This is a genomic window from Paraburkholderia ginsengiterrae (assembly GCF_001645125.1).
GTDB classification, from domain to species: Bacteria; Pseudomonadota; Gammaproteobacteria; order Burkholderiales; family Burkholderiaceae; genus Paraburkholderia; species Paraburkholderia ginsengiterrae.
Genome location: NZ_LXKA01000116.1, coordinates 1 through 510, shown reverse-complemented (window position 1 = coordinate 510; position 510 = coordinate 1). Strand labels below are relative to the sequence as shown.

Here is a 510-nt window from a genome sequence, read left to right as displayed (position 1 = left end):
GGCCGACCGCCGTACGCCGTGCTGGGGGCGGGCGTGGGCGGGAAGGCGGTCGGGCAGGTCGGCGCGTGGATGAGCATGGCAGGCGCGCTGGAAGGCAAGCGCGCGTCCGTGCTCGACTGCATGGGGTTCGCGCGGAAGGGCGGCTCGGTGCTGTCGTTCGGGCGCTTCGCCGCGCGCGACGCGTGGCTCAATCAGGTGCGTATCGACACGCAACAGGCCGACGTGCTGCTCGCCTGCGACATGGTAGTCGGCGCATGCGCCGACTACCATGTCGCAGGCGAGCAGCACGTCGGCCTGTTGCGTGTCGATACGCACCTGATTGAGCCACGCGTCGCGCGCGGCGAAGCGCCCGAACGACAGCACCGAGCCGCCCTTCCGCGCGAACCCCATGCAGTCGAGCACGGACGCGCGCTTGCCTTCCAGCGCGCCTGCCATGCTCATCCACGCGCCGACCTGCCCGACCGCCTTCCCGCCCACGCCCGCCCCCAGCACGGCGTACGGCGGTCGGCC

Annotated in this window: 1 pseudogene; it reads left to right on the top strand. The window is 72.5% G+C overall.

What is annotated here, in order from left to right:
- A pseudogene (locus tag A6V37_RS43115) lies at positions 1–510 on the top strand (hypothetical protein); the annotation flags it as partial.